Origin of the sequence: Chelativorans sp. M5D2P16 (genome assembly GCF_034427935.1) — a bacterium.
GTDB lineage: Bacteria > Pseudomonadota > Alphaproteobacteria > Rhizobiales > Rhizobiaceae > Chelativorans.
Window position 1 is genome coordinate 46654 of the sequence record NZ_JAXQNM010000026.1, and the last position, 17892, is coordinate 64545.

At 63.1% G+C, this 17892-nt stretch carries 20 protein-coding genes; 14 read left to right on the forward strand and 6 right to left on the reverse strand.

The window, feature by feature from the left end; genetic code table 11:
- Positions 1–221 precede the first annotated feature (221 nt).
- Positions 222–1205 (reverse strand): IS1595 family transposase, encoded by a 984-nt coding sequence (locus tag SIN08_RS13990; RefSeq protein WP_322452214.1) that lies wholly within the window; start codon positions 1203–1205, stop codon positions 222–224.
- Positions 1206–1525: 320 nt separating this feature from the next.
- Here SIN08_RS13990 and SIN08_RS13995 point away from each other — a divergent pair, with 320 nt between their 5' ends.
- From SIN08_RS13995 to SIN08_RS14005, 3 genes are all read left to right on the forward strand, one after another.
- Positions 1526–3673 carry a PBP1A family penicillin-binding protein gene (locus tag SIN08_RS13995; protein WP_322452215.1) on the forward strand — a complete coding sequence of 716 codons (2148 nt, stop codon included), beginning with the start codon at positions 1526–1528 and terminating at the stop codon, positions 3671–3673.
- Positions 3674–3758: 85 nt separating this feature from the next.
- Positions 3759–4343: a DUF1214 domain-containing protein gene (locus SIN08_RS14000; RefSeq protein ID WP_322452216.1), complete on the forward strand. Its 585-nt coding sequence runs from the start codon at positions 3759–3761 to the stop codon at positions 4341–4343.
- Complete coding sequence (locus tag SIN08_RS14005) at positions 4336–4887, forward strand: DUF1254 domain-containing protein (protein ID WP_322452217.1); 552 nt, start codon at positions 4336–4338, stop codon at positions 4885–4887. The genes SIN08_RS14000 and SIN08_RS14005 overlap by 8 nt, the downstream gene beginning before the upstream one ends.
- A 6-nt stretch (positions 4888–4893) precedes the next feature.
- On the opposite strand, the gene SIN08_RS14010 is transcribed toward SIN08_RS14005, so the two are convergent.
- Positions 4894–5073: a hypothetical protein gene (locus SIN08_RS14010; protein ID WP_322452218.1), complete on the reverse strand. Its 180-nt coding sequence runs from the start codon at positions 5071–5073 to the stop codon at positions 4894–4896.
- A gap of 235 nt (positions 5074–5308) precedes the next feature.
- Between SIN08_RS14010 and SIN08_RS14015 the strand changes: the two genes are divergently transcribed.
- The gene (locus SIN08_RS14015; RefSeq protein WP_322452219.1) at positions 5309–6229 is read left to right on the forward strand and encodes a hypothetical protein; all 921 of its coding nucleotides are present in this window, start codon (positions 5309–5311) and stop codon (positions 6227–6229) included.
- Here SIN08_RS14015 and SIN08_RS14020 read toward each other — a convergent pair.
- From SIN08_RS14020 to SIN08_RS14030, 3 genes are read right to left on the reverse strand one after another with little or no spacing between them, the layout of a single operon-like run.
- The gene (locus SIN08_RS14020; protein ID WP_322452220.1) at positions 6205–6549 is read right to left on the reverse strand and encodes a DUF1491 family protein; all 345 of its coding nucleotides are present in this window, start codon (positions 6547–6549) and stop codon (positions 6205–6207) included. The genes SIN08_RS14015 and SIN08_RS14020 overlap by 25 nt on opposite strands.
- Positions 6550–6571: 22 nt before the next feature.
- A complete protein-coding gene (locus tag SIN08_RS14025) occupies positions 6572–7423 on the reverse strand; it encodes a peptidoglycan-binding domain-containing protein (RefSeq protein WP_322452221.1) in 852 nt (283 codons plus the stop codon).
- Positions 7398–9140 (reverse strand): PAS domain-containing sensor histidine kinase, encoded by a 1743-nt coding sequence (locus SIN08_RS14030; protein ID WP_322452222.1) that lies wholly within the window; start codon positions 9138–9140, stop codon positions 7398–7400. The genes SIN08_RS14025 and SIN08_RS14030 overlap by 26 nt, the downstream gene beginning before the upstream one ends.
- Positions 9141–9620: 480 nt before the next feature.
- On the opposite strand from SIN08_RS14030, the gene SIN08_RS14035 reads away from it, so the two are divergent.
- Together SIN08_RS14035 and SIN08_RS14040 are read left to right on the forward strand one after the other, a co-directional pair.
- Positions 9621–9959 (forward strand): DUF5330 domain-containing protein, encoded by a 339-nt coding sequence (locus tag SIN08_RS14035; RefSeq protein ID WP_322452223.1) that lies wholly within the window; start codon positions 9621–9623, stop codon positions 9957–9959.
- 65 nt (positions 9960–10024) lie between these two features.
- Positions 10025–10450, forward strand: coding sequence for a SufE family protein (locus SIN08_RS14040; protein ID WP_322452269.1), 426 nt, complete (start codon positions 10025–10027; stop codon positions 10448–10450).
- Positions 10451–10540: 90 nt separating this feature from the next.
- On the opposite strand, the gene msrB is transcribed toward SIN08_RS14040, so the two are convergent.
- Positions 10541–10951 carry a peptide-methionine (R)-S-oxide reductase MsrB gene (gene msrB, locus SIN08_RS14045; protein WP_322452224.1) on the reverse strand — a complete coding sequence of 137 codons (411 nt, stop codon included), beginning with the start codon at positions 10949–10951 and terminating at the stop codon, positions 10541–10543.
- A 225-nt stretch (positions 10952–11176) separates the two neighbouring features.
- Here msrB and SIN08_RS14050 point away from each other — a divergent pair, with 225 nt between their 5' ends.
- The 8 genes from SIN08_RS14050 to SIN08_RS14085 all read left to right on the forward strand — a co-directional run bounded on the left by SIN08_RS14050 (position 11177) and on the right by SIN08_RS14085 (position 17772).
- Positions 11177–13552: a putative monovalent cation/H+ antiporter subunit A gene (locus tag SIN08_RS14050; protein WP_322452225.1), complete on the forward strand. Its 2376-nt coding sequence runs from the start codon at positions 11177–11179 to the stop codon at positions 13550–13552.
- Position 13553: 1 nt separating this feature from the next.
- Positions 13554–13973: a Na+/H+ antiporter subunit B gene (locus tag SIN08_RS14055; RefSeq protein ID WP_322452226.1), complete on the forward strand. Its 420-nt coding sequence runs from the start codon at positions 13554–13556 to the stop codon at positions 13971–13973.
- The gene (locus SIN08_RS14060; RefSeq protein ID WP_322452227.1) at positions 13973–14350 is read left to right on the forward strand and encodes a Na+/H+ antiporter subunit C; all 378 of its coding nucleotides are present in this window, start codon (positions 13973–13975) and stop codon (positions 14348–14350) included. Before SIN08_RS14055 ends, SIN08_RS14060 begins: the two co-directional genes overlap by 1 nt.
- 7 nt (positions 14351–14357) lie before the next feature.
- Positions 14358–15917: a Na+/H+ antiporter subunit D gene (locus SIN08_RS14065; RefSeq protein ID WP_322452228.1), complete on the forward strand. Its 1560-nt coding sequence runs from the start codon at positions 14358–14360 to the stop codon at positions 15915–15917.
- Complete coding sequence (locus SIN08_RS14070; protein ID WP_322452229.1) at positions 15914–16387, forward strand: Na+/H+ antiporter subunit E; 474 nt, start codon at positions 15914–15916, stop codon at positions 16385–16387. Before SIN08_RS14065 ends, SIN08_RS14070 begins: the two co-directional genes overlap by 4 nt.
- Complete coding sequence (locus SIN08_RS14075) at positions 16384–16722, forward strand: cation:proton antiporter (protein WP_322452230.1); 339 nt, start codon at positions 16384–16386, stop codon at positions 16720–16722. The genes SIN08_RS14070 and SIN08_RS14075 overlap by 4 nt, the downstream gene beginning before the upstream one ends.
- Positions 16715–17074 carry a monovalent cation/H(+) antiporter subunit G gene (gene mnhG, locus SIN08_RS14080; protein ID WP_322452231.1) on the forward strand — a complete coding sequence of 120 codons (360 nt, stop codon included), beginning with the start codon at positions 16715–16717 and terminating at the stop codon, positions 17072–17074. The genes SIN08_RS14075 and mnhG overlap by 8 nt, the downstream gene beginning before the upstream one ends.
- 278 nt (positions 17075–17352) lie before the next feature.
- Entirely contained in the window at positions 17353–17772 is a 420-nt protein-coding gene (locus tag SIN08_RS14085) for a MucR family transcriptional regulator (protein WP_322452232.1), read from the forward strand.
- Positions 17773–17892 lie beyond the last annotated feature (120 nt).

The following is a 17892-nucleotide window of genomic DNA, read 5'->3' on the forward strand; positions in this document are numbered from 1 at the left end:
GCTTGACGGAATCACCTATAGAATTAGTTTGGTGATTGTTCTTCAAGGCCGAGCCCCCATATGGCTTGGTTGACGATAACGGCGGTGACCACGAATCACCGCCGTTTTCCATTTGAGGGGAGTCAGCACCGTGGAAACAAGGGTGTTCCCGTTCCGTACACAGGAATCAGGAGTTGTCCCCACGCTTTTTTCGCAACCAGAGGAGTCGGCGCGCCTTCTGCTTAGGCGTAACGGGCTTCACCAATCCGCCGATAGGTGAGGCGCTTGTAGCGTGCGCCACGAAGCAGGTCTTCGGCGCGTTCTGCATCGCTGATCTTGAGCGCAGCACGGCGGTTATAACGGAAGTCGAACTCGGCAAGGTAGCGGTGAAGATGGGCTTCGCCGCAATGCTGGTAGACGCCGACCATGCCGCGCTTGAACACTGAAAACACGCTTTCAATCGTGTTGGAGTGGATAACCGCGCCATCCTCGTAGCGGACATACTCACCAGCGGAATGCTTGGTGGTCTTGTGATCGGCATATTCTTCGCCGGTGCGGGTGTAGAGGCGGCTTTCGTCTGTGTAGAGCGTAGACTTGCGGTCAGCATTGCGCACCAGTACGTCACGCACGGTCTCTTTCGTGGCGTCGTTCAGGTGGAACATGCGGGACTTGCCGCCACGCTCGACAAGGCCAACAACGATGCGCTTCTGTGCGCCGCCTGCCTTGCCTGATTTGGTGGGCTTGGCGATGCGGCCACGGGCCAGCTTACGGGGCGTCTCGCGCTTGCCGATGTACATCTCATCGGCTTCAACGGTCTTGCCTTCGCCGCCAAGCGGGCCGGACGTGCCGTTGTCTTCTTTCATGGCCTCACGAATGCGATGCGCCATGAACCATGCTGTCTTGTAGGTGACACCAAGCATGCGGTGAAGCTGGTGAGCGCTCATGCCCTTTTTCGAAGCGGCCATGAGATGCGAAGCCAGAACCCACTTGTTCAAATGAATATGGGAACGCTCAAAGACAGTGCCGACCGTGACGGAGAACGGCTTGCGGCATTCGTTGCACTTGTAGACGCCGGGGCGGGTTGATTTGCCCTGCATCTTCGAAATGCGAGCAGGATCGACGTTACCGCAATGCGGGCACACAGGACCGTTCGGCCAATGGATTGTCTCCAAATGCTCGCGGGCCTTGTTGGCGTCAGTGTAAATCTCGTTGGTCAGATCGAACATGGCCGTAACTCCTTGGCCCACTTATCGCAAATCGCGGCTAGTACGTCAAGTATATAATTAGGACTTTTTTCCTAATTATATACATCCGACGCAACAAAGCAGCAAAAACCACCTCCGCGAAAACACCACACGTTGCCGTTCTGTGACACGTCTTTACCCATTTTGCGTTCTCCCTTCCTCTCCGTCGGAATCCTCCTCCTGCGGTGTCGCAAATGTGCTAATCCTTTCCAAGGAGGGACATTTCCTTGCGCTCTTGCCGCGACCGGTTTCCGCGACAGATGTAAGGGCAAGGCTAAGGGAAGAGGCTGGGCGGCCGACAGATGGAAAACGGGCGAAGGTCGGACAAGGGGCGGGTACCGAGGGCGACGAGGCTCCTCGAAGTCGATGCTTGGATCGACTCCACGCTCTATGAAGCCGGCTTCAAACTGTCCGAGACCTGGGAAAACATCACGATCTTCTTCCGCCGCTTTCGTGTCTACGGCCCGCAGCGCGCGGTGGTGGAGTTCTTCAGCGAAGGTGTGACCCTGATTGCTGCCGGTGCCGTCATCATGCTGGCGCTGGCCATGCCCGCCTTCGAGGAGACCGCCGGCGACTGGCGCGTCCAGGACGACTATGCCGTCACCTTCCTCGACCGCTACGGAAACGAGATCGGCCAGCGCGGCATTATTCAACGCGATTCCGTGCCCGTCGGCGAGATGCCCGACCACGTGGTCAAGGCGGTTCTGGCCACGGAAGACCGGCGGTTTTACGAGCATTTCGGCATCGATTTTTTCGGCCTCCTGCGCGCCATGAGCGAGAATGTGCGTGCCAACACCATCGTCCAGGGCGGCTCCACCATCACCCAGCAGCTGGCCAAGAATCTTTTCCTGACCAACGAGCGCACGATGGAGCGCAAGATCAAGGAAGCGTTCCTGGCAATCTGGCTGGAAGCCAACCTGTCGAAGAGGGAGATTCTCCAGTTCTATCTCGACCGCGCCTATCTCGGCGGCGGCACGTTCGGCATCGCCGCCGCGGCCGATTTCTACTTCGACAAGGAGGTGAAGGACCTGGACCTTGCCGAGGCGGCCATGATCGCCGGTCTCTTCAAGGCGCCGGCGCGCTATGCACCGCACATCAACCTGCCGGCCGCCCGCGCCCGCGCCAACGAGGTTCTGTCCAATCTGGTCCAGTCCGGCTTCATGACGGAGGGGCAGGTCCTTTCGGCCCGGCTCAACCCCGCCAGTGCGGTGGACCGGGGCAAGCACGACAGTCCGGACTATTTCCTCGACTGGGCCTTCGAGCAGGTCAAGGAGATCGCGCCCGATGGCGCCACCCACTCGCTCGTCGCGCGCACGACCTTCGATCCCGACCTGCAGCACGCCGTCGAGGAATCGCTCGAATACCATCTGCGCCAGTATGGCGAGGACTATGACGTCAGCCAGGGCGCTGCGGTGGTTTTGGAGACCAATGGCGCCGTGCGCGCCCTCGTTGGCGGGCGCGATTATGGCCAGAGCCAGTTCAACCGCGCCACCCGGGCCGTGCGGCAGCCCGGCTCCTCCTTCAAGCCCTATGTTTATGCCACGGCGATGGAGGCGGGCTTCGAGCCGGGTTCGGTCATCTCCGACGGGCCGATCTCCTGGGGCAACTGGTCGCCGCAAAACTATACACGCCGCTATGCCGGCCGGGTGGACCTCGCCACCGCGCTCATCCATTCCTACAACACCGTACCGGTGCGCCTTGCACGCGATCATCTCGGCATCGAGCCGATCCAGAAGCTTACGAAGGCGATGGGGGTGGAAACGGAACTCAATGGCCACAAGACCATGGTGCTCGGCACCTCCGGTATGACCGTCATGGACCAGGTAACCGCGTACAGCGTCTTCGCCAATGGCGGGTTTGCGGGTATGCGCCATGGTATCCGACAGCTTCTCACCCACTCGGGAAAGGTCGTCTACGATGGCGCGCGCGACACCCCTGCCCCGCACCGCGTGCTCAGCGAGCAGGCGGTCTCGGCCATGAACAGCATTCTGGTCCAGGTTCCCGAACGGGGAACCGGACGGCGGGCTGCCCTTCCCCTGGCGCGCTCGGCCGGCAAGACCGGCACCACCCAGTCCTACCGCGATGGCTGGTATGTCGGCTACACCGGCAACTATGTTGCCGCCGTCTGGCTCGGCAATGACGACTACCATCCCACCAACCGCATGACCGGAGGCTCCCTGCCGGCCATGGTCTGGCAACGCTTCATGGCCTATGCGCATCGCAACATCGAGCTGAAGCCAATTCCCGGGATCGAGAACCCCCTGCCCGAGCGCGATGAAACAGTGGTCGCCGCGACGGATGGTGCGACGGGCGAAACGGATGATCTTGGCACGCGCACGCGCATTTTGCCGCCGGCCACCAAAGACGTCTTGGACGGCCTGCTCGAGCGCTTCCGTAGTGCGCCTGCCCTGGAGCAGAACGGGGGCCCCGAGGCGGTTTCGGCACTTTGACCCGTCAGCCGGCGACAACGCCCACGCTTGCACTGCAGCAGTGGGCTCGGCTATCCCCTTTTGAAAACATCCGTCGCGGACACTCATGCTGAAAACGGTATTCCTTGTCCTGCTCTCGCTCGTCATAGCGATCGGCGGAGGTGCGGCGAGCGTGTGGCTGATGCTGGAGGAGGCGCCGCCCATCGGCGCCGTCAGGGCGGGGCCGTGGACGGCTTATCCAAGCATGGGAACCCGTGAAGCCGATCCCTATTCCCGGGCGCGCTTTGCCCGCGAAGGCGGCATCCCGCTTGGCCGCTCGGAAGGCATCGTTTTCACCGCCATGCGGGATTCGGCCGGGCAGAGTCTCAGTCGGAGCTGCACCTACAGGATCGAGGGACCGATGCCGGTGGCGCGTCTTTGGACGCTTTATGCCGCCGCGCCCGGCGGCGCGCTGCTGCCTCCGCTTCATCGCCGTCAAACCGCCCTGCACTCCTGGCGGATTCTGCGCACGCCCGACAACGGCTTCGCGATCACCGTCTCGCCCCATCCCGCACCGGGAAACTGGCTGGCTCTCACCGGCACGGGGGAGTTGCGCCTCGTGCTCACTCTCTTCGACACGCCGGCGACCAACGGTGCTGAAGCACAAGGGCTTTCACTGCCGGAAATCACAAGGACGGGGTGCGATGCTTAGGATCCTCCATGCCGTCCTGCTCGGACTCGTCGGGGCGGCCATCGTGCACATCGTCATCCTCGTCCTGGTGCCGCGCTATTCCACTGAGGATGTCTGGACCCGTCTGTCCGCTGTCGCACGCCCCTTCGAAACGGTCCGCCTGGAGCGGGCGGTCCTCGGTGCGGACGTTCCAGAGCCGGCCAATCCCTTTATCGAGGCCGCGGTCTGCCCGTTCGATCTCGGCGACGGGACACTTCACGTTCGCGGCAGCGGCGCGGTCCCCTTCTGGTCCATGTCCATCTACGACCGCAACGGACTCAACGTCTTCAGCATCAGCGATCGGGCGATGGCGGGCAAGGACCTCGATCTCGTCGTCCTGACTCCGGAGCAGATGCTGCGGATGCGGCGGGCCGTTCCGGCGGCGTTCCGCGATTCGGTGTTCATCGAGGTCGATTCCGCGGAGGGACTGCTGCTCTTTCGCGCCTTCGTTCCCGACGAGACGTGGCGCGGCGTCGCCGAGACCTTTCTGGAAGGCATCCGCTGCGCGCCCGGACAGGCCGACTGACGGCCTTCAGCGCTTCTTCCGCCGCTTGGCACTGCGCGGGCCGGCGGAAACCTTCTTGCAAGCTGCGGATTGTACGCGCTCATAGCGCACACCGGGGAAAATGATGACCTCGGCGCCCCCGGCCGGGAGCGCCCGCCGCGCGCGTGCCGGCGTATGGTCGGGCTTGAAGGAAAAGATCGTGGCCATATCTCACGTTCCCGCATCGTGCCGGAGTGGGTACGCAACGCCTCCGCGCGTCATCAACGCCGATTATGGTTAAAAAACCCTTTATGCAACCCGCCCCGGCGCACCCCCCATGGTGAAGACTTTGCTTAACGGCGCGGTTAATGGGTCGCTAACGCATTCCCGATAATTTGAGCGAAACGGGCACGGTGGTCACCGCCGTGCCGAATTAACCCATGTTGTGTCCAGGCGTTGCTGCGTGTCGACTGCGGATTTCAGGCATATCGCGTTCAGGGGGCAGGCGGGCAATGGAGAGCGGCTCTTCCGTGCGGCCATCTCCAGCTTTTGCAGCCTCGCCCGGCCGACGCGCAATGAGCTCGTCCAACTCGACGATCTCGCCCTCGGCCTCTACGATTCCGTGCCGGCCGAGGCGCGCCGTTTCGCTGCGGCGGCGCTCTGCGAATGCGATCCAGCCCCGCCCGGGCTCGTGCGCAGGCTCTGCGCCGAGCCCGTGGGAATTTCTGCGCCGCTCCTGGTGCGTTCACGCACCCTCGGCGATGTCGATCTGATCAGGCTCATCGCCCGCCACGGCCTGCCGCATGCGCGCGCCATTGCCAGGCGTGACGACCTCAATCCCGTGGTGGCCGACCTTATCCGTGCGCTCATCGCGCGGGCAGAAAGCGCAGCCGAAATCTCCGGCAATTCGGAACAAGCTGAAGACGCGCTGGAAGAAGCACGCCGACAACTGCGCGCGGTCATGCGGGAAGCGGAGGAAAGGAAAGCCGAAACAGAGGAAACCCGCGAGATCGCTTTGCATGGATCGGAAGAGACGTACCGCCGCTTGCGGGATTCCGTGCTTGCCGGGGACAAAGCCGCGTTCGCCGCCGCGCTCGCCGAGGCGCTCTCGATTTCGCTGTCAGAGGCGCGCCGCCTCGCCGACGGCATCGTCTACTCCGATCTCCTCACCGGCTTGAAAGCACTCGGACTGACGGTCGAACAAGCGTTTCTGATCAGTGCGACGGCCTACCCGGCCCAGTTGGCGCATGCCGCCGGCATCCGCCTCTTCGTAGAGCGCTACCAAGCCACCTCGGTGGAAAGTGCGCGGGAAAAGGTCGTCTTCTGGCGCCTGAAGGGGCAGCGAACGGGTGCCGCACATCAGTCGCTGGCCAGCGCCAGATAGCTGTCCACCTCCGCGGCCGTCTCGATCTCGACGATCCATACGTCCGGGTCGAAGCGAATCTCGCGCTCCAGGCGTTTTTCCACCGCCTCCTCATCTCCCGTGGCGGAAAGACGCACGAACTGCCGGTCACTCGGTCGCGCCTCGTCATAGCTGGTCTGCGAGGCCGGCGCGAAGAGCTCCAGTTCGCCCAGGCGCGTGCGCCGAATCACGAAGATGGCGCCTGCCTCCTTCGCACCCCTGCGCCTGACCGCCGCGAAACCGCCGTCGGAGAAAATGCGCCTCACCAGCACCGACACCCACAAGTCGCTGGTCACGCGCATTGAGCGGTCCTCAATCGGCGGATCAGTTGGTCAGCCCGATTTCGCGCATCTTGGAAAGAAGCGGTTCGTCCGGTTCGCCCGTCACCGGCAGGCCGAACAAGGACTGGAACTCGCGGATCGCCCCGCGCGTGTTCTCGCCCAGGACACCGTCAACCTCGATATCGTCGTTGCCGAAGGCCTTCAGGGCCGCCTGGACGCGCTCGACCGTCGGATCGCCCGCTGCCTGCGCGGCGGCGGTATCCAGGGAAGCGGTCTGCACCGCCCCATCGGCTTGCGGCGCCGGGCGTGGCGCAGGACGCGGCGGGGCAGCATTCGCGGTCGCCTCTTCCAGACCGAGCTGCTGCAGCAAGGGCGCATCGATCTCGCCGTTTTCCTCGAGTCCGACGATGCGCCGGTATGTCTCCACCGCCCCGCGCGTCTGCGGTCCCGTCAGGCCATCGACCGGCCCGCGGTAAAGCCCCAGTTCGCTGAGAACGTTCTGTACCGCCCGCACCGTCGGATCACCTGCCTCAGCAGGCTGAGTGTCCGTGTCCTCGGCAACCGAGCCGGTTGTCTCGGGTTCCGGTGCCGGCTGCCGCCGCGGTTCGGCGGGCGCGCGGCGCGCCTCTTCGCGCGGTACGGCTTGAGGTTGAGGAGCCATGTCCTGCTCGGGCACGGCGAATTGAGAGGCGCGCGTCGACACGAAAGCGCTGGGGTGCATCTGCGGCTGATACCATAGTGCGTTGGCCGAAACGAAGGCCAGCGACACGAAAAAGGCCGTCGTTCCCCCCACCGCAATCGGATTGCGCGCAACGGCGGACCCCGCGGCAGAAAGCCCCGCACCGAACCAGCCGCTACGCCGGCGGCGTTCAGGCGCTCTTGCGTAGTGTTTCATCGTTCCACTCGCCACTCCAGTTCGCTCCGCCGTCCGCGGCACCTGCAACCTCCAGTTCCTCGTCTCGCCTCACATCGCTGGCCGGCAGCGAAACGTGCACGCGTGTGCCGGCGCCCGGCGCGCTCTCGATGCTCATGCCGCCGCCCTGCAGGCCCACCAGCCCCTTGACCAGCGCCAACCCGAGTCCCGTGCCCTGGCGCGAATAGCCGTTCTGCACCTGCGTGAAAGGCGTCCCTACCCGCTCCAGGTCATCGGCGGCCATGCCGATCCCCGTATCGCTGACGGTAAGGTCCAGCCGATCGCCAGAACGTCGCGCCGTCACCTTCACCTCTCCCGAGGGCGTAAACTTCACGGCATTGGAAATCAAGTTGATGAGCACCTGCTGAAGCGCACGGCGGTCGCAATGCACCATACCGATGTCCTTTGCGATATCGGTCTTCAAGGCCACCGCCTTTGCTTCCGCCTCGCGCGCCATCAGCGCGACGCACAAATCGACCGCCTCGTCGAATGCGAAAGGCTCCGCCGCCAGCGCATAGGTGCCCGACTGCAGCTTCGAGATGTCCAGAACACCGTTCACCACCGACAGGAGATGCCCGCTCGCCTGGCGGATAAGGCCCACATATTCACGTTGCTTGTCGTTCGCGAAGCCACCGAACATTTCATTGGCAAGGACATCGGAGAAGCCGACAATGGCATTGAGCGGCGTACGCAGTTCATGGCTCACGGAAGCCACGAAGTGATCACGGGCAAGTGTCGCGCCTTCCGCGGCTTCTTTCGCCCTGGCAAGCGCCGCCTGCAGTTCGTCGGTGGCCGCATCGTCGCGAAGAACGGCGATCATCGTCCCTTCAGGATCGGCGACCATGTCTGCGATCACGCTACGATAGTGCCCTCCCGGAACGCCGTCATCCGCCGGCATCCTCACGCGCAGCCGCACTGTGCGCGACTCGGCTCCCTCCCTCAGGTCCGCCAGGGCGCTCATGTAGGATACGCGGTCGGCGACGTGGAGACGGTCGAAGAGGCCGGGGCCCAGCAGCATCTCGGGCGCGACCGCCAGAAGTCTTCGAGCCTGCTCGGAAGCATGCGCGACATCGCCGTTCGAACGCAGGCCGAGGACGACCGCCCCGATGATGTCCTCGACCGGCGGCTGCCGGGACTCGGTCTCCCCGCGCGTCTCGAAAAGGCCGGAGGAAAGTCGGAGGACGATGGTGGCGGCGTAGGCAAGCGGCACGATCCACTGCCAGGCTGAACCCGAAACCGTGGACGCCACATCCGGCAAAGCCGCGGCTGCGCCGGCGCCGAGCACCACGCCAGCGCCTCCCGCAGCAAGGCCGATACCAGCGGCCCTGCGATTGCGGGCGATCCACCCGGCTTCCACCGCCGGCACGGCAGCCATCGCCGCAAGTGGTGAGGCAAGTCCGCCGCCGACGGCGATCAGGCCGGCGACAACTGCCATGCCGAGGATGACCGCGGCCGGCTCGACGAGATCGCGACGTCCCGTGGCGATCAGCGCGAATGGAGCAAGCAGCCCGAGGCCGAACACCATCGCCACACCGCTCAAAACGGTCGTGCCGCCACCCCATCCGGCGAGCACGAGCGCAGCCGCAAGCGCTGCAAATGCAGGGGCGGCAAAGAGGACCTGAAGAAGGCGTAGTTGACGCGCGCGCTCGGCCTCGCCCGTCACGGACGGATGCAGCAGGCGGGCGCATGCGGCCTGCATGCCCTGGAGCCGATTTGCGACATGGAACTCTCGTGTACTCAACTCGACGCGCTCAGCTTGTGTCCGCTTGGCGGGCTCTTGTTCTCGTCGCGACCCTCGCACCCAGCCTTTAAGGAAAGGATAAATTGCCGGCGCCGAACGCCGCGCCGCGCGCGAAAAGCAGGCGGCGCGAAGGTGCGAATGCCCGCATGGTTAACAAAGGGTCGCCCGTCAGCGCGCGGAAATAACGGCTCCCATGCGTCCCGATTCAAGCCGCGGGAAAACTGATTGCCGAACGATGGCGGGGGTTTGGCTGGTTAAGCACTAAATGCCAAAGTTATGAGAACTTGAACCAAATACGCTTCAAGAGCCGATTTTCCGGCTTTTCTGCTTGTTTACCGAGAATTTTAGCCAATTCCTCAGGGCCCAAGCGTAGCATTTCACCCAAGCCCCACGGCCCTGCCCGTCACGGGCGAAGGCCGCACAGGAGACGTGTGAACCATGAGATTCCTGATCCGCTGCGCTTTCTGGCTGTCGCTGGCGCTCCTGTTCATCCCGTTGGGCACGCATGGCCACGCTCCGGATGTCGAACCGGTCACTCCCTTGGAGACGCTGGGTGCCGCCGGCGAGGCCGTTCGCGACGTCGCCCGCCTGTGTGAACGCCAGCCACAGGTCTGTGCCGTCGCCAGCGCGGCAATGCGTACGATCGCCACACGCGTGCGGGAAGGCTTGCGGCTCGCCGAGCAACTGTCTGGCGGCGAGGAATCGCCGCAGGCGGAACCGCAGGAAGCCCCCACCCCTGAGGAACCCGTCGTCGGCACCTCTGCGCCGCAGGACTGAAGACCTGCACCCGTGAATCGGGATTTTTCCGTGACGCTCGCGGCGAGAAACACTATATGCAGGCCATGACAACGACCATCGACACGATCCGCGACGATTTCGCGTTCCTGGACGACTGGCAGGAGCGTTACCGCTATATCATCGAGCTGGGAAACGAGCTGCCGGAATATCCCGAGTCAGCGCGCGACGATCGGCACAAGGTGCGCGGTTGCGTCAGCCAGGTGTGGCTACAGACCAATATCGGCGACGGCTCCGATCCGGTCATCACCTTCCGCGGCGACTCCGATGCGCATATCGTGCGCGGCCTTGTGGCCATCGTCCTGGCCCTTTTCAGCCAGCGCCGAGCAAGCGAGATCCTCGCCACGGACGCTGAAGAAGCGCTGCGCGCCCTTGGCCTCGACGAGCATCTCACGCCGCAGCGTGCCAACGGCCTGCGCGCCATGATCCAGCGCATCAAGCGCGAGGCCGAAGGCGCCATGGCGGCGGCATAGCCGCGGGCTGCCGCCGTGGCAGTCCGGCGCATACCGGATTTTTCGATATCGGACGCGGGTTATTGATCTGCCCGGGATGCAGGCCGTCGGTTACTTCTCTTCCTCGAAATCCAGCGCGGTCCCATTCATGCAATAGCGCAACCCGGTCGGCTGCGGCCCGTCGTCAAAGACATGGCCGAGATGGGCGTCGCAGTCGGCACAGCGCACTTCCGTTCGCTTCATGAGGAGCCCCCGGTCTTCATGGAGAGAAACGGCGTCATCGTCCACCGGCGCGTAAAAGCTCGGCCAGCCGGTGCCGGAATCGTACTTGGTCTCCGATTCGAAAAGAGGACGTCCGCAACTGACGCAGCGATATAAGCCTTCCCGCTTGTCGTCCCAGTAAGGACCGGTAAAAGCACGTTCGGTGCCATGCTCGCGCGTCACGTGATATTGTTCGGGCGTCAACTGTTCGCGCCACTCCGCCTCACTCTTTTGAACCTTCGGCCGCTTCTGATCCGCCATAGTCACTGCTCCTCTTTTATCTCCAGCTAAATATAGGCGCAGCAGGCCTGTTTTTTCAGGTAAAGCTGTTGATATTGTCGCCGCAAATTGATGAATAGCTGGACCTATTGTCGCGCCCGCCTTGCCCCTCACGGCGCGACCGTTTATGTCACGGCGGCGATTCAGGCTTCATAGCCCTGAGATCTTTCGCAATTCGCTGGCTGCACATAATAAGAGGGGGACTCGATGGCAGCGGATGGGCAGTGGTCGACGTTTCTGATCCTGATTCTGCCGTTCCTCGGTGCGGCCGCGGCACCCTATCTCACGCGGATGTTCGGGCACAATGCGGCGTGGGTCCTGGCGCTTGTGCCGCTCGCCGCGTTCTTCCACTTCGCCGGCTTCCTGCCGCAGGTGGCGGGTGGGGACACGATAAGCGCCGGCTACGCCTGGATTCCGAGCCTTGATACGGATTTCTCCTGGTACATCGACGGCCTCTCGCTCACATTCGCGCTGCTGATCTCGGGCATCGGCGCACTGATCGTGCTCTATGCGGGCGGCTATCTGAAGGGACACGCGCAGCAAGGGCGCTTCTTCTCCTTCATCCTCATGTTCATGGGCGCGATGCAGGGATTGGTGCTGGCCGATTCCTTCCTCACGCTCTTCGTCTTCTGGGAATTGACCTCGATCACGTCGTTCCTGCTGATCGGTTTCGACCATGCGCGCGAGGCCTCGCGCCGAGCTGCCCTGCAGGCGTTGATCGTCACCGGGCTCGGCGGGCTTTCGCTGCTGGCCGGTCTTCTTGTCGTCACCCACGCCGTCGGCGCGACCTCGCTCTCGGCGCTGCTCGACCAGGAAGACGCGCTGCGCGAGGCGCCGCTCTATATTGCGGCATTGCTTCTAGTTCTCGGCGGCGCCTTCACCAAGTCGGCGCAGTTTCCCTTTCATTTCTGGCTGCCCAACGCCATGGAAGCGCCCACGCCGGTCTCCGCCTATCTGCATTCGGCAACCATGGTGAAGGCGGGTGTCTACCTCGTCATGCGGCTCAATCCGGTGATGGGCGAGACGGTCGCATGGGAGACCATTCTGCCGATCTTCGGCGGCACCACCTTGATCGTCGGCACACTGCTCGCCGTCCGGCAGACGGATTTGAAGTTGATGCTCGCCTATACAACGGTCGCCTCGCTCGGGCTTCTGGTGATGCTGACCGGCTTCGGCTCGAAGGTCGCCGCGGAAGCGGCGGTGCTCTACCTGGTCGCCCACTCGATGTTCAAGGGCACGCTCTTCATGGTGGCGGGCGCTATCGACCATGAGACGGGCACGCGCGACATCACCAGGCTCGGCGGCATCGGTCGCGCCATGCCGGTCACCTTCTTCGCCGCCGTGCTCGCCGCCATGTCCATGGGTGGACTCGGGCCCTTCTTCGGATTCCTGGCCAAGGAGGAGATCTATGCCGGCCTCGGCTTCGCCAACGGCTGGAGCCTGCTTCTGACCCTCGTCGCAGTCTTCGGCAATGCACTGATGTTCGCCATCGGCTTCGCCGTGGCGCTGAAACCGTTCCTCGGCAACCGGGTGGAGACACCGAAATCCCCGCATGAGGGACCGGTTCTTCTGTGGCTCGGGCCGGTGGTGCTTGCGGTGAGCGGCCTGCTGACGGCGCTTGCGTCCGACTGGAGCCACCACTACGTCTCGAACCCCATGTCCAGCGCCGTGATCGGCGAGCCGGTCTCTGTCTCCATCACCGTGGTGCCACACATCGGCATGCCTCTTTTCCTTTCGCTGGTGACCGTCGCGCTCGGAATTCTCTTTTATCTTGCTCTGGAGCGTGGGCGGACAGCGATGGCCTCCACGCTCGCGGCGATCGGCTGGGGCCCCGACAAGGGGTTTGACCAGGCCGTGCGCGGCACCGTCCGCATCTCGGCCCTGGTGACTGGCTTCGTGCAGAACGGCCGGCTCGACATTTACATGACTGTGACGTTCATCGCGCTCGCGGCCGCTCTCTTCATCCCGATGATCGCCTTCGGCGAATTGCCCTCGATGCCCACCATCCCCGCACTTCCCTTCTATGAGGTGGTTGTGCTTGCCATCGCCTTCATCGGGCTTATGGCGATCCTTTATGCGCGCGACCGGCTGACGGCGATCGTCTCCCTCGGCATCCAGGGTTTCGCGGTGGCGCTTCTGTTCATGCTGCTCGGAGCTCCGGACCTTTCCTTTACCCAGTTCATGGTCGAGACGCTTTCCGTCGTCATCCTGGCGCTGGTCATGACCCGGCTTCGCCTGTCGCCGGCCGACCACCGCCCGACCAGCGAAAAGGCGGTCGACTTTTCCATCGCCATGCTCTGCGGGCTCGGGCTGGGGCTCATGCTTCTGCAGGTGACGCAGATCCCCTTCGATGCGACGCTCAGCGCTTTCTTCGCGGAGAACGCCCGCGTCATCGCCCACGGGCGCAATATCGTGAACGTCATCATCGTCGATTTCCGCGGCCTCGACACCCTCGGGGAGATCGCCGTCGTGATGATCGCGGGGCTTGTCATCCTCGCGCTCGTCCGCATCCGGCCCGGGGCCGCGCCGAAGCGTGCCAAGGACGCGCCGCCGGTCAGGACCGCGGAAAAGGTGGAGGCATGAAATGCGCACGCTGATCTTCCGCACGGTCGCACCCTATCTGACCAGCCTGATGGTGCTGTTTTCGGTGTTCGTGCTCCTGCGCGGGCACAATGAGCCGGGCGGCGGCTTCATCGGCGGTCTCATCGCCGCCTCGGCCTTCGCCATCTACGGCATCGCCTGCGGCGTTTCACCGGTGCGCCGCGCGCTCTACTTTCATCCGATGGCGATTTCCGGCTTCGGGCTGTTCGTCTCCTCCATGTCCGGCGTGGTCTCGCTGTACCTCGATATGCCGTTCCTGACCGGCCAGTGGACCGTGATCAACGTCCTGGGACTGCCCGTGGACGTTTCTACGGTGCTCTTCTTCGACATCGGCGTCTATCTCGTCGTTGTCGGGTCGATCAGCTCCATCGCGCTGGCACTGGAAGAAAGGGAGCATGTGTGATGGAAGCCATTCTCGCCTTCACCGTCGCCATCTTCTTCGCGGTCTCCATCTACCTGATGCTGTCGAAGCACATCATCCGCATCCTCCTCGGGGTGTCGGTCTTCAGCAACGCGGTCAATCTGACGATTTTCACCGCCGGCCGGGTCACGCGCGAGGTGCCGCCGATCATCCCGATCGATCTCGACGTTCCCGCCGGTTCGGTCGCCAATCCGCTGCCGCAGGCCCTCATCCTGACGGCGATCGTCATTTCCTTTTCCATCTTTGCCTTCCTGCTCGTGCTTGCCTTTCGCTCCTATCAGGAGCTCGGCACGGACGACACGGACGGCATGCGGGTGGCCGAGCCGAAAGGCGAGGATCTCCCGCCCCTAGGGTATTGAGGCAAACATGGCTGTCGAACCAGGTCATACGGTCGATCTTTCGGGCGCGATGGTAACCGCCCCCGTTCCGCTGGCCGACTGGCTCGTGGTGGCGCCGGTGGCCATCCCCATCGTCTTCGGCGCCGTCCTGCTCATGGTGCGGCATGAGACGCGCTTTCACGCCGGCCTCGCGGTCACCGGCCTCGTCTTCACATTCCTGTGCAACATCGGGCTTCTGGTGCGCGTGCTCGAGAACGGGCCGTTCGCCATGACCATGGGTCGATGGCTTCCGCCGTTCGGCATCTCCTTCATGGCGGATGCGCTGGGGGCCTCGCTGGCGCTGGTGGCCACGCTCGCCGCCCTGGTCTGCGCGTTCTATGCCATGATCGACATCGGCGCGGTCGGGCGGAGGTACGGCTTCTATCCCTTCATGATGCTCATGATGGCGGGCGTGAGCGGCTCTTTCCTGACGGGCGACATCTTCAATCTCTATGTCTGGTTCGAAGTCTTCCTCATCTCTTCCTTCGGTCTGCTGGTATTGGGCTCGCAACATCGACAGCTCGACGGCGCGACCAAATACGCCATCCTCAACCTGGTCGGAACGACGCTCTTTCTCACCGCGACTGCACTGCTTTACGGCGCTTTCGGCACCCTCAACATGGCCGACATCGCGCGCAAAGCGGACGGATTGCGGGAAATTGCACCGCTGACCACGCTGGCGGTGCTCTTCCTGCTTGCCTTCGGCATGAAAGCCGCGGCCTTCCCCGTCAATTTCTGGCTGCCGGCCTCCTATCATACACCGCGCATCGTCACGGCGGCCCTGTTCGGCGGCGTGCTGACCAAGGTCGGCGTCTATGCTCTCCTGCGTGTTCTGGTCATGCTGTTCCCGCCAGAGCTTAATTTGCTGTCCGGTCTGATCGCCTGGGTGGCGGCCGGCACCATGGTCATCGGCATCATGGGAGCGCTTGCCCAATCGGATCTGCGTCGCGTGCTGGGCTTCGTCGTCATCTCCGGGGTCGGCATCATGCTGGCCGGTCTGGCGCTCGGCACGGCGGAAGGCCTCGCCGGCACGGTCTTTTATGCCTTCCACTCGATGATAGTGATGACGGCTCTCTATCTGCTCGCCGGCGTCATGAACGGGCTCGGCGGAACCTATTCGCTGCGCACGCTCTCCGGGCTCTACGCCTCCAACCCGCTGATCGCCGCGTTTGCGCTCATCCTCATGCTGGCAGTGGCCGGCCTTCCGCCGGCCTCGGGCCTGTGGCCGAAGGTGATGCTCGTACGGGCCTCGATCGATTCGGGCCAGCCCTGGCTTGCCTTCGCGATCCTGGCGACCGGGCTTCTGACGACCCTGGCGCTCGGGCGCGTTTTCATCCTGGCGATCTGGCGTCCGAAAATGGCCGACGCGCCGCAGAGGCCGACTTCGCCGCTGCTCGGCTACACCGCACTGACGGCGCTGACGGTGCCGGTCCTCATAATGGGGCTCTATCCAGCCCCTGTGATCGGCATTGCCGAGAAGGCGGCCGGTGGGATCCTGGATTCCTCCGGCTATATCCGCACGATCTTCCCCGAGGAGGCGCGGCCGTGAATCTGTATCTCGTCAACATACTTCTAGCCCTCGTCTGGGCTGCCATCACGGGCGCGTTCACGCTCTCCAATATTGTCTTCGGTTTCCTGCTCGGTGCACTCGCGCTGTATCTCATCCGCGAACAGGCGGGCTCCCTCGGCTATTTCCGCCGTGGGATGCGGTTCATCTCGCTGGCGGCGCTGTTTCTGTACGAGCTGGTGTTGTCGGCCTGGCGGGTGGCGCTCCTGGTTCTGTCGCCGCGGATGAACCTGAAGCCGGGCATTTTCGCCTATCCGCTCAAAGTGGAGCGGGATCTCGAGATCACGCTGCTGGCCAACATGATCACGCTCACGCCCGGAACGCTCTCGGTGGACGTATCGGAGGACCACAAGTTCCTCTACATCCATGCCATCGATTGCTCGGAGCCCGACGCGCTGCGGCGCGACATCGCCCAGGGTTTTGAACGCAGGATCATGGAGGCCTTTCGATGATCACCGGTGAAAATATCCTTGCCTTCGCCGAGATCGTCGCGCTCGGGATTCTGAGCCTGTCGTTCCTGCTCACGGTGGTGCGCGTCGTCATCGGCCCGACACTGCCGGACCGGGTGCTGGGGCTCGACATGCTGGTGACGACGGCCATCGGCTTCATCGTCGTGATCGGCATTCGTACGGGCTTCACGCTGTATCTCGACATCGCCATCGCGCTCGGGCTGGTAGGCTTTCTCGCAACCGTGGCCTTCGCCCGCTTCGTGATGAGCCGCCGCTACGAGGATGAGTTCATCTCGGACGATGCACGCGGCCTGTATGTGGATCAGAGCAATGACTGAACTGCTGATGAACCTTCTCATTAGCGCGCTGATGTTGATCGGTGCGAGTTTCACGCTCGTCGCCGCGATCGGCATCCTGCGCCTGCCCGATCTCTATTCGCGCATGCACGCCGCCTCCAAGGCAGGGACGCTCGGTTCCGGGGTTCTGCTTCTGGCGCTTGCGTTCTATGCGCATGACCACGCCACGGTCACGCGCGCCCTGGCGGCGATCGTCTTTCTCCTGCTGACCGCCCCCCTCTCCGCTCACCTGCTCGCCAAAGCCGCCTACGCGGTTGGCTACCGCCTCTGGGAAGGGTCGGTCCATGACGACATGGCGGCAATCGGCGAGTTCAAGGAAGAGCAGCGGAAATAGCCGCACCGATCCAGCCAACGACCTTGATGCGTTCATCGACCTGGGTGTAAGTGTCGGTGAGCGCTATATTTCTTGAAATGTGTGAAATGCAACCAAGTATAACAGATATAGTCCATTCGGATCTTGAAAAAGATTTCCTGTTGACGACATATCTGAAGTGTGAATATCCATTCCGCCATTGCGTACCGGAATGATGAGTAAGATTGTGGATGCTCCAGAATCTATAGACCTTAGAAGGTGCGACAAACTTTCAAGAAAAACCGGGGATAGGTATCGAAATGGATGACCAACAGACGAAAAATGATGAGGTGCTGATCGAACTGACGGCGGATGTTGTCGCTGCGTATGTGAGCAACAATCCTGTTCCTGCTTCGGAGTTGTCGAACTTGATCGCTGACGTTCATGCAGCGCTTGGTCGCGTGAACCGTAGCGCAGAGCAGGCCCCTGCCGAGAAGCAGAAGCCAGCCGTCAATCCGAAGCGCTCCGTGCACGACGATTACATCATCTGCCTGGAAGACGGCAAAAAGTTCAAATCGCTGAAGCGCCACCTGATGACGCATTACGGACTGACGCCGGAGCAGTATCGCGAGAAGTGGGGGCTGGACCCCAACTATCCCATGGTCGCTCCCAACTATGCCGTGGCGCGCTCGCAGTTGGCCAAGAAGATGGGTCTCGGCCGCAAGCCGAAATCCAAGTAGAGCATTCGCTATACACGAAAATGGCGGCGCCCCGCGGGCGCCGCCTTTCGTTGAGCCGGCCCCTCATCTCAGCGGGAGCCGGCGAACCGCCCATGGTCTGCCGGACGCGCAATCTCACGG